Source organism: bacterium, assembly GCA_035281585.1.
Lineage (GTDB): Bacteria > UBA10199 > UBA10199 > DSSB01 > DSSB01 > DATEDP01.
The window spans coordinates 1-7263 of the sequence record DATEDP010000103.1; the positions used below are offsets into that span (position 1 = coordinate 1).

1 protein-coding gene is annotated in these 7263 nt (G+C 60.6%); it reads left to right on the forward strand.

Annotation, left to right across the window (positions count from 1 at the left end; genetic code table 11):
* Positions 1 to 7263: HEAT repeat domain-containing protein (locus tag VJR29_08215; GenBank protein HKY63387.1), on the forward strand; the 7263-nt coding region annotated here is incomplete at both ends.

A 7263-nucleotide genomic window follows, 5' to 3' on the forward strand; every position in this document is an offset into this window, starting at 1 on the left:
GACATTCCCAACATTCGGGCCGCCAACCAGGCCATCGACGGCATCATCGAAAAGCTGAAAGCGGCCGAGAGCGCCGGCGACATCCGTCGGGTCAATCAAGAGATCTACGCCATGAGCAAGGCCGGCGGCCTCCTCTACAAAGGCTTCTCGGCCGCCGCCACCGATTGGAGCGCCGAAATCAGCAGCCTCGGCGCCACCACGCTGGAAGTCATCGCCCTGTCGCTCGTCTCGGCCGGCGCCGGCGGGGCGGCCCGGATCTCGATGCGGGCCCTGCAATCGGCGCGCAAGTGGGTCCAAGCCCTGCGCGCCGCCCGTCAACCGGTCCAAGCCTTGGAGAAATCGGCCGAGGTCGTTTCGGGAGCTCTCCAAGCTCAAAAAACGTTACGGCCGGGCCGGGCGCTCTTCGAGGCCTTTCGCCACAGCGAAGCCCTGCGGGCCGCCGGCCTCGGTGCCTATATCTCCAGCGCCGAGAACATGGCGTCCAACCTCTCGGGCCAGCTCCAGGTCCAGCCCGACACCGTCTTGAGCTGGCTCAAGGACGCCTTCGCCACCGGCCTTTCGATGGCGGTGGTCGCTCCCTTGCCGCCCCATGCCGCGGCAACCCGCAAAAACGCCTTGCAAGGGCTGTGGGCCCGGTATTTCGCCAATCCGGCGGCCGGGGCGCTGCGCTTCACCGCCGATACCGGCAAGGAGGTCCTCGAAGAAGTCTTGGATGCTTACGTCCGGCAGGTTTTGGATGGCCGCTATCAAGCGCTGAGCTTGGAAGAGTTCACCGACATCGTTTCGGTCTGCGCCTTTGGCGGCGCCAAGATGGGTCTCATCAAGCAGGTCATCGGCCGCGGCACCCGTGGAATCGCCTCGATCGCTCAAACGCGAGTGACGGCCGAGGAGAAGCAAAACCAAGCCCGCCTGCTCCGTGGGTTCCGGGAAAGAGGGGAGCGAGTGGTGTTGGATCCCTCGCGCCGCGAATTTTTCCTGGTCGATGCCGAGGGCGCTTTGATTCGGAAGGTCAAACGGCCGGCCGCCCGAACCTTCCTCGAATTCGAGCGGAGCCGCTTGGGAGAAAAAGCCGAGGGCTTGCCCCTAGTCCTTTTCGAAACGGTCAAGCGAGGAAGCAAGGGATTGCTCGTCGCCCATTCACCGGAATCGTCTCCTACCACCGGCTCGAAGGGCGAAAATCAAACGGTGCGGGAGACCGCGGCGAGTCGGGAAGTTTCATCCGAGTCGGAGGTGGAACAAAGCGAAGTCCGGCCGGCTGTCGCCGAAGCCGACTCGAAGTCCCAAACCACCGAGCGGGTGGAAGCTGAAGCAGAAACCGGCTCCCCGGAAGAAGCGAAAGATCTCCCGCGACTCGAAGGCCCCTGGTCCACCGCGGAAGTAGCCAACGACAATGCTCAAATCCCCCAAGCTTGGAAGGCAGCGGTCAACGGCGAAGCTTTTCCGCTCCGACCCGGCGTTAGTCCGGGTCTTGCCAGCAGCGTGGCGATGGCTTCGGGCGTCGCCGGCGTGGTCGGCGTGGCCAATGCGCAAACTCAAGCTCGAAGCCACCGGGTGAAGGCTGGCGAAGCCTTGAAAGTTCCGCCAACCCAGGTGGCCCAGACGATGGAAGCCGAGGCTCGCGGATCTACAGCCGCCGTCGCACCGCGAGGCCGGAAAGGCGTCTCCCGAATTTCCGCGGCCAAGCGCTCCCCAGCGGCGGCGAAATCGAGGGGCTCTCAAGGCGGCGCCACTTTGTCCTTGGCGCCTTCGCCGGCCGCGGCTCAAGCCGCCGGCCCGGCCTCGGGAATGGTTTTGGGCTTCATGGCGGTGCCCGCAGTCGAAGACTCCAAGCGGCGCGCGCCGATGGAAGCACTGAGCGAGGAGAGGCCACGGAGCAACGAGGAATCGAAAAAGAAAAATAAGCGGAAAGGCTCCGACCAGGACCAAGGTCGAGGCGGCGGAAAAAAACGAGATACTTCGGAAACTGGAGTGACACGGCTCACCAAGTCGACTCAGCCGGTCGCAGTGGCCGCCATGGCGGCGGGAGCGGCGCTGATGCTTCAGCCGGCGCTAGCCGAGGCTTCGACCGGTAGCTCGCGGCAATCCGCTCTGCCGGATTTCCTGCAGGTCGCGAGGGAGCTCTTGCCGGATTGGGCCCAATCCTTCTTCGGATCCGGTCCGGGCATGGTGGTTTTGGCCGTCCTGACCCTTGGGACTTTCTTCGTTCTGCGCCGCCTGGTCGGTTCATTCCGGAGCGAATCTTCCCGCCTCGTCGAGGAAGGAGAGCCGGCGGCGCAGCCACCCAATACAGCTCAAGAACAAGTGGCCCAAGCGCTAACCGAAGCCTTGAGCCAAACCGCGGAGGCCGAAGTCGATTCGCGCAGCGATATCGAGCGCCTGGCCAGCGTCATCGTCGAAGTCCACGACAAGGTCTCGCCTTACTTTGCTGAGCAAGGCTCGGCCATCACCTTGCGCGACATGCTGCGCTCGGTAGACATGCTAAGCGCCCTGAGCCTCCAGAAAAATCTCATGTCGGTCTTCGAGATCCTCCACCTGGTGCTGGGCATGCAGTTCACCGAGATCGCCCAAAGGGAAGAAGTTTTTCGGATGATCGAGGAAGTGCGCTTGAGCCAAGGGGCGATGGTGGAGGGGATCGAGCAGAGCTTCAGGCATGAAGCGGGTGCCGAATCGGTTCCAAGCCATCCGGTCCTTCGCGCCAAAATCCAGGCTCTGCTCCGGCAAGAGGGGATCCACGGCGTAGTCGCCATTTATTCAGCCTTAGCGGCGCAAGAAGATTTGAACTTGAAGGCCTGGGCGGGTCGGTCGCTACGAGATGCCGGCCCCGAAGCGTTCGAGGAATTCTTGACTCAGCTGGATCGAGAGGAATTCGACTCGGTTTCGGAATGGTCGGACAACGAGGTGGCGGTGTGGATCGACGCCCACCAAATCAAATCCGGCGTTCCCTGGCTGCTTGAGGCGCTGGCGCGGGGTCCCGGCATTTTAAGATCCCATGCGGCCTCCGCACTTGGAAATTTGGGAGTAAAATCCCCCGAAGTGGAGGCGGCTCTCGTCGCGGCGCTCCAGGACAGCTATTCGCCGGTCCGACCCCATGCCGCCGGGGCTCTGCAAAAGCTGGGATACTCCCATCCGGGAATCGGCGAGCTGGAGGCCCGGGAACGAGAGCGCTTCGAACATGCCGACGTCATCCAAGCCAGCCTCGCGATCCAAAACCTGGGCGCCCTCCAGGAGATTTCCGAAGACTCTCAACGTGTCGTCCTGCGGGCTCTCCACATCGAAAACGCGAGAGTGGTGGATTCAGCACTGGATATCATCCGCGGAAAATCCTTAAAGGGGCAGGCCGTGGAATCGGCCTTGGTTGCGTTATTTCTCTCGAAGCAGCAAAGCGATGTGGGCCTTCGCTGCCTGGAGTGTTTGCTGGATTTAGGATGCCGGAATGAGGAGCTGGAGGCGAACCTGAGCGCCTGGTTAAGCTCGGATGATCCGGAGCTTCGAATTGTGGCGGCTGCCGCCTTGACGCGAATGGGGAGGGCCCCCGAGAGCGCCGAAAGCATTTTGCGCGACGGCCTGAAAATCCAGGACCCTAAATTCGCGATTTGGGCCGCCGTTGGGCTCGACCGTCTCGGAGTCCAGGATCCCGAGATCGGGAGCGTCCTTCGGCGAGGCATCGTCGAAAATCCCGATGCAATGATCGAGGGCGCCTTTCAACTTGGCGTCAATCGCTCTTTCCTTGCCGAAATCTTCGCTTTCGGGATCTCTCATCCCAATATCTCCGCGCAATTGGCAACCATGAAGCGCCTATTGAATCGGGCAGAGCCTTTAGTGGAGCTGAGTTTCCTGCTTCAGCGGCTCCAGCATCAAGACACTCGGGTTCAGCGATTGGCTCGCCAAATACTCGACCGGCAATATCCCGGTTGGGATTCCGCCATTCCTCCATTCGGAGCCGTCCAGCAGGTGCTGTCTGAAGTGCTGTTTCGCTCGGTGTCCGATTCCGAGCATGAGCAGAAAGAAGGCTTGCAAAAGCTTCTCGATCAATTGTCGAAGTGGCGGAACCCATCGTCGCCGGATCTCGAGAAGGAGGCGATCCAAGGCCGAATCCGGGGTTTACTGGCCCAAGAAAACTTTTCCAGTATCCGCGACATTTATGAGGGCTTGGCCAAGGTCGACGGCATGGCGCTCGACGTGTGGCTTGCCGAGCACTTCGCCCAGGCTGACGCGAAGACGGTCGAGACGGTGCTGGGGCAAGTCGGCTGGTCCCCGCTGGAAGAGTTGGAATGGATCGCCAATTACCGGGTGGAAGGCGGAGCCCAGCGGGCGGTCGCCATTTATAACGATCCGGACCTGTCGCTCCGGGTTCGTGCCGTCAATGCCTTGGGGCTGCTCCGCGCTCCCCATCCCTCGGCGGAAGCCTTGCTCTTCGGGGCACTGCGCGATTCCGATTTTTACCTGAGTCTCAATGCCGCGGCCGCCTTGGTCAAGCGTGGAAGCCATAACGACGAGGTCGAAGAAGTTCTATTCAACTTGCTGCTGGGAAAATGGGCCAATGTAAATGCCGGCGAGTTCATTCAGGAACATCTTGCCGCTCTCTGCCGAGTCCGCCCCCAAACCCAGAAACGCCTTCTCGAATTGCTGAATCAAGAAGGCCGCCAGTACACGGCCATCCTGATTCTCTCCGAGGCCGAAGTCAAAGATGAGGCGGTGGAAAAGGCCCTGATCAGCATGATCCAGGGTGAGGCCGACATACTTGCCGAGCTGGCGATCGAAGCTTTGGGGCGGCTCGGGAGCGCGAACGAAACTACCGAAAGCGTTTTACGCCAACAGTCTCTTGACTTCGACCGTCAAAGCATGTCTCTGCGCGCTTTAGCGGCCCTTGGCTTCCAAGACCAAGAGATCGAACAAAACCTGCTCCGAACCTTGCAGGGAAAGGAAAGGGAGAGCTTTTATCGGCGAAAAGTGGCCGAAGCTATCGAGCTGGCCGGCAAGGCCCCCCTGATCCTGCTCGAAGCACTCGAAAATAGTATTCCCTTCTCCGGCACTCGCGATCGAGCCAAGATGCTCCGCGCCTTACAGAAGCTGGGACGGGGGAAGGTTGACCGTGTTTTGCTCGACCTTCTCGGCAACGACGATGAGCAAAGTCGCCGGCCGGCCCACGAGCTGGTCGTGGAATTTGGCCTACGGAACCCCGAAATCTTCGAGACCCTCCGCGGGCTTTTGGAAAACCCCGACAAAGACGTGCGCAAAGACGCTTTCGCGACCTTGCAAAAAATCTTTCCCGGTTGGGATTCCGAAGTCCCGGCCCGGGGAAGAATCCAAGATGTCCTGTCGGAAGAGCTTCGTCGTTCGGTTTCCGAGTCCGAGGAAAACCAGAATGAAGGTCTGCGGAAGCTCCTCGACCAACTGCCCAAATGGTCCGGCACGGACTTCCGCCGTGAAGAGATCCGCCGCCGGCTGGCCAAGGAATCGACTTCGGATTGGGCCTCGATCTACCGCGAAATCGCCGAGATGCAGGGAACCGAATGGAACCTATGGCAGGTCGCTTATCTGCGAAACGCCGATCCGGCCGAGGCGGATCGCTTTCTGGACCATCTCGGGATGGGCCGCATCGATGAAGGCAAATGGCTGGCCCAGCATCGGCTGCAATCCGGCTTGCCCCGACTCCTGGCCTACCTCAGGGATCCCGATGCCAAGGTCCGCCAAAATATTCTCCATTCCTTGCGCGATCTCGACACCAAAGATGCCGGTGTCACCGCACAGATCGTGAAAATGCTCCAAGATTCTTCGCCGGAAGTTCAATTGGAGGCCGTCGACCTCCTGCAAAGGAATGGCTCGGAGCCCGGTTCCTTAGCCGCCGTCCTCGCTCCTTTGACCGCGCATCAGTCAGCCGAAATTCGCCTTCGGGCCATCTCGCTCTTGACCAGGGAGGCTGCCGACGAGGCGGTGGAGCAAGCCTTGATTTTTGCGACCAAGGATGACCACTCCCGGGTTCGGGCCAAGGCCGCAGAATGCATCTACAAACTGGGCATCGCCAGCCATCCCGCCATCGCCGGATTGAGGGAAATGCTCGACGAACGGGACCACGACTGCCTTTTGAACGCCGCCGTCGCCTTGCTACACCTCGGCCAAAACGACTCCGAAATCGATGCAACCCTGGCCAGCTTGCTGCCTCACGAAGCACTCAACGCCCGTTATTTGAACTTGGTCGAAAAGCTGAAGAAACTGGAGCCGCTTCCCTTACCCCTCTTTGAAGCGACGCTGGTCCAAAGGCTTCGCGACCCGCATCATATTTCCGACGATCGAGTTGCCGATCTCCTCTTTCATTGGGGAATGAAAGAAGAGCTGAGAAGATTTGCCCAGGATCATCGGAACCATCCCAATCCCCGTTTTCGAATCAGGGCCATCGAAATCCTGGCGCGATTGGGCGAAGCCACGACCTCCGATCTGGATTCTCTGCTCGAATTCTTCAACTCATCGGACGGTCAAATCCAGGCCATCGCCGATCGAGCCCTCCACCTGGTCGGCGCGGAATCCGAATATGTCCAAAAAGCCCTGCAAGCCATGGCTGAAAGCGGCGACTTCGAGGCCATGCTCCTTTTGGCCCAGGTCGACCCCAAACATCCCTACGCCGCCCAAGGCCTAGTGAAGAGCCTCGGCAGCGACATTGAGCATGTTCGATCCAAAGCGATCGAAACGCTGGTCGAGCTCCAGATCGGTGGGCCCGCGATTCAAGCCGCCCTGCTGGAATGTTTGAAGGATCCCGATCCCTTCAACCGCTGGGAGGCGGCTTGGGCCCTGGGCAAATTGGAAATGAGGGGCCCGGAGGTCGAAGCGGCGGTTTTACCAATGATCCAGGAAGTCGCGGCCGACCTCACCGTCAGCATCGAAGCCGTTCAATTGCTCGATGGCCTCCAGCCCGGCTGGGATCAACGAGTGGCTGCCGAGGGAAGGGACTTGCTGAAGCTGGTCGATGAAGAACTGCAGACCGAAGTCTCGGAAGTCGGGCAGGAAGCATCGGCGAACTTGGGCGGAGGTCTAGCCCATCTGCCGACTTGGTCCGGCCGGGACAGCTCGGGCAAGCCCTTCGACGCCAAGAAGCTGGAGGAGCTGCGAGCCTTCATCCCCGGTCCCGAGAAGCTCACCATGATCGGCCCGACCATCGAAGCCCTCCGTGGTTTGATGGCCGGCATCATCTCCAACACTCCGGTTTATCTCATGGCCGTCACCGGCGTCGGCAAGAACGCCATGCTCCGTTACCTGGCCAATCTGACC